The sequence below is a fragment of the Syntrophomonas sp. UBA5494 genome (assembly GCF_002426325.1).
Map to the genome: position 1 here is coordinate 1 of NZ_DIPG01000097.1, position 3,934 is coordinate 3,934.

Sequence of the window (3,934 nt, forward strand, 5' to 3'; positions counted from 1 at the left end):
TTTACCTGTCGTGCGCGCAAGACTTATGTTATCATCCTCAAATATTATTGTCAAGCATTCGGCAATTTTTTTATTCTCTACTTTTTAAAGATGTGTGGTTGCCTTAGGCTACCCATCAGTTTCTATTTCTTTATATAAGGATATAACAGTTCTCCGCCTCCGGTCAAATTTACATAGGTCTGGGGAACATCCCCTACCACTATGGTCTCCGCTAATGGAATCACTGTGCTCACATCCACGCTCTCTTTCATAAATGGCACCGCAACCTGGATCATGGCTTTGATGTCGAAATAGATCAGGTGCCTGGTCTGGTTTATTCCGGCTTGCTCGAATTTATCCTGAACTTCGACATGAATTTGACCGGTCGGTATTATCCTGACCTTTATTCTAGGGCCATATCCGGATAAGAGATTGATGCCTGACAATTGCCCCACCGGTACACTGATAGTGTCATCCTGCATCTGCCCCATGGAGTTGGATACTTCCAATACCGTACTGGCCATGATTTTATTTAACATGATGGTATTGGGCTGAATAAGCACGATACGACCCGAAGAATCTTTGTGAACCATTACCAGGTCTTCATACCTGACCTGACTGGCTATTCTGTCATTTACTACTGTATTGATCAGTCTTACCCCGGCCACCTGAGCCTGGGATCTGGCAATCGCAATAGTACTGGCTTTTAGCCTGAAGTCCACCGCTACGAAACCCACCAACAAAGCTGCAATTACCACTAGAACCAGCAAGGGTCTGGCGGATCGCCTCCCCAGCATCACATCACCCCCGTGCTGTTATACTATGTAGGGTGTATACGTTTGGTTCATACTGCAGCGCTGTTTCTAACAGGAATTTACTGCCAGGTTTTTGGCGGCCTTACTATATATAGTTATCAGTCAACATGCAGGCCGAATTCAAACCGTTCTTCCACGCCGCTATCATCTTCATCTCGGGGCAGAAAGGTGTTGCAGCGGGTTTCCGTGGAATCAACCGCGTTATCTCCAAATACTTCGATGGCAGCAGCATAGCAGACCATATCTTGATTATAGAAACAGGCTGCTGCCTGACATCCGACTTCGGGGTTGGAAGAAGTGATTTGGGTATTCATATCCAGGGTGTCATTATCTGCTCCCGTTTTATAAAGATGGTGATTGCGGTAAGTGCTGCAAAAAGCCCGGGAACCCTGCACAGCAACGGAAATCTGGTCAACCCCGCAGCTCTCCTTGCTATGATGGTGAATACAGCTCTGCACATGGCAGACGGTTGCGGTCATGTTTATACTCCTTGTTATTTTTTCAGTTTAGCCAGGGTTTACTATTAATGAAGCAATCATTTGGTTTGACATAGTTTTTCCTGAGACGGTGGTTTTATACAAATAGTATGGGGTTAAACGACTTTTCCGATATTCACCGCTTCAGGATAGGTGTACCTGCCGCAGCAATACCTGCTGCAGGGCAATTGGGGCTGACAACAGCAGAATTATATGGCTATTGCGCTCTTTGCATTATTATTGATTTCTGTCTGAAATGCCGCAGGCTGGTATATTGAAGGGGAAGCGGATAAAATAGTAAACATGGAACAATATCACCAGTTTGAGGAGATTATTTAATGAAACAGATTAACCGGATAAGAGTGCGTTTTGCTCCCAGCCCTACCGGAGCTTTACATATTGGAGGGGCTCGAACCGCCTTATTCAACTGGCTTTATGCCAGAAAAAGCGGAGGCATTTTCATCCTGCGGCTGGAGGACACCGACAGTGAGCGCTCCAGCCAGGAATCAGCCCGGGGAATTTTGGACGGCCTGGCCTGGCTGGGCCTGGATTGGGATGAGGGCCCTGACAGGGGTGGTCCTTACGGGCCTTACCGTCAAAGCCAGCGCCTGACCATTTACCATCAGTATCTCAAAGCATTGCTAGATGCTAATCAGGCCTATTACTGTTTCTGCAGCAATGAGGATATCGCTGCCGACAAAGCCCTGGCCCGGGAACAGGGACGTGATTACAAGTATTCCGGCCGCTGCCGTCACCTGGACGGAGAGGCTGCGGCACAACGGGTGGAAAACGGCCAGCCGGCGGTAATCCGCTTGCGGGTGCCAAATACCGGCATCACCAAGGTATCAGACCTCATCCGCGGCGAGGTCGAATTTGATAATAGCCTGATGGACGATTTTATTATCGCCAAATCAGACGGCTGGCCCACATACAATTTTGCGGTGGTGGTCGATGATCATATGATGGCGGTCAGCCACGTGATCCGTGCCGAGGAGCACCTCTCCAACACCCCGCGACAAATACTGATCTACCAGGCCCTCAACTGGGAGTTGCCTCAATTCGCCCATGTGTCCATGATACTGGCCCCCGACCGCAGCAAACTCTCTAAACGGCACGGCGCCACCTCGGTTCAGGAATTCAGGGAATTGGGTTATCTTCCCCAGGCCCTGCTCAACTACCTGGCTTTGCTGGGGTGGTCAAGCGGCACCGACCAGGATATTTGGGATGTAAATGATATTGTGCCGCGCTTTGATCTGGAACACGTTTCGCGCTCGGCAGCGGTTTATGACATCGAGAAGCTGACCTGGATGAACGGCCACTATATCAGCCAGGCCCGGCCAGAATCCCTGGCAACGGAGATGCTGCGTTCCACCAGGGTGAAACATTGGATGTCCAGCTCCAGTATGGCGTATTTAATTGAGGTAGTAAAACTGGTTCAAGGCAGGGCTAAGCTCATACCCGAATTGATAGAAGCGGCCGCCTACTTCTTTGAGGAAGTCAACGGTTATGAGGAGAAGGGCGTTAATAAGCACTTTGCCCGCAGCGATGCCGATAAATTGCTGCAGGCCGATCTGGAAATACTCACAGCTGACACCCGGTTCACACTGGCTTCGCTGGAATCAGCCTTGCGGGAAAAGGCAGCCCAGATGGGGGTCAAGGCAGCGGATCTGATCCACCCTTTGCGTCTGGCCTTGACCGGCCGAACCAACAGTCCGGGCATATTTGAAGTCGCCGTATTGCTGGGCCGGGAAAAATGCCTGAAGAGGATCAATCAGGCTATAAAATGGCTCGATGAAAATCGCCTCGGCCAGTAGTCCGAATATAAATTGACAATTTAAATCTGGCTGCTGTTAGGCAGGAGTTTGTTTTTGGTCTTGCTTCAGGTGTCCCAGGGGCATGATGCCGACACTCAGGCACTAGTTCATCCTGGTTTGTTATTGTCCTCTATTCAGGTGTTAGCCGCAAGCTTTTGCAGAAACAAAAAACCCCTCATTACCGGTGTTTGCATGGTCATCCGGACCCAGTGGTATCCCAGACGCTACCGTGCTGAGCCAAGTTAATCAAAACCCTAAAGCCACGGATAAATATCCTGCGGGCTTAGCTTTCCTCAGTATTCCCACCGTATATATGATTGATAAACTTAAAATGCCACGGCAGCCACCAACCATAAACAATAATATATACAGGTATGGAGTACCAATTTTGCCAGCCTTTTAGTTTCATATAACCTGCGCGGGTAAGTTCCCATTCAAATAAAAAGGATATGATTGTAAATAGAGTAACGTACAACCATTTGTTCTTTTCATTAAAATAATTGAGATATGTGATAGCAAGACAGGAGGGGATAATTGCATAAGTGATTAAATCGCCAATTCCTTCTAGTGCAGGATCTCCTATATCGAATAAATCAAAATACTCTCCTACAATAAAGACATCCAGCATTAATGTAACGTAGCTTATCACGCCGAAAGTGATATAAATTCCCCGCCAATTCATTTGTCGTTTTGGCATAAGTAAGACAAATAATAAAGCAATAGCTCCTGTAATTAATGGAAACCAAATACCTTGTTGTTGTAAATCTAAGTGTTGAATAAAGCTATTCATTAAACACCCTTCTAAAATTTAATTTTATATAGTTTTTTTCTAAGATGATTAAAATATACC

Annotated in this window: 4 protein-coding genes; 1 reads left to right on the forward strand and 3 read right to left on the reverse strand. The window is 47.2% G+C overall.

The window, feature by feature from the left end; translation table 11 throughout:
• Positions 1-122 precede the first annotated feature (122 nt).
• Together yunB and B3W37_RS10600 are read right to left on the reverse strand one after the other, a co-directional pair.
• Complete coding sequence (yunB, locus tag B3W37_RS10595) at positions 123-776, reverse strand: sporulation protein YunB (RefSeq protein WP_481038225.1); 654 nt, start codon at positions 774-776, stop codon at positions 123-125.
• Positions 777-892: 116 nt separating this feature from the next.
• Complete coding sequence (locus tag B3W37_RS10600) at positions 893-1,273, reverse strand: DUF1540 domain-containing protein (protein WP_483170228.1); 381 nt, start codon at positions 1,271-1,273, stop codon at positions 893-895.
• 335 nt (positions 1,274-1,608) lie between these two features.
• On the opposite strand from B3W37_RS10600, the gene gltX reads away from it, so the two are divergent.
• Complete coding sequence (gltX, locus tag B3W37_RS10605; protein WP_483170227.1) at positions 1,609-3,084, forward strand: glutamate--tRNA ligase; 1,476 nt, start codon at positions 1,609-1,611, stop codon at positions 3,082-3,084.
• A gap of 283 nt (positions 3,085-3,367) precedes the next feature.
• Here gltX and B3W37_RS10610 read toward each other — a convergent pair whose 3' ends face one another.
• Positions 3,368-3,874, reverse strand: coding sequence for a hypothetical protein (locus B3W37_RS10610; RefSeq protein ID WP_483170226.1), 507 nt, complete (start codon positions 3,872-3,874; stop codon positions 3,368-3,370).
• Positions 3,875-3,934 lie beyond the last annotated feature (60 nt).

Bases quoted from the DNA above. Each gene is read 5' to 3' on its own strand.
- gltX (WP_483170227.1), top strand. From the start codon at position 1,609: ATGAAACAGATTAACCGGATAAGAGTGCGTTTTGCTCCCAGCCCTACC.
- B3W37_RS10610 (WP_483170226.1), bottom strand. From the start codon at position 3,874: ATGAATAGCTTTATTCAACACTTAGATTTACAACAACAAGGTATTTGG.
- B3W37_RS10600 (WP_483170228.1), bottom strand. From the start codon at position 1,273: ATGACCGCAACCGTCTGCCATGTGCAGAGCTGTATTCACCATCATAGC.
- yunB (WP_481038225.1), bottom strand. From the start codon at position 776: ATGCTGGGGAGGCGATCCGCCAGACCCTTGCTGGTTCTAGTGGTAATT.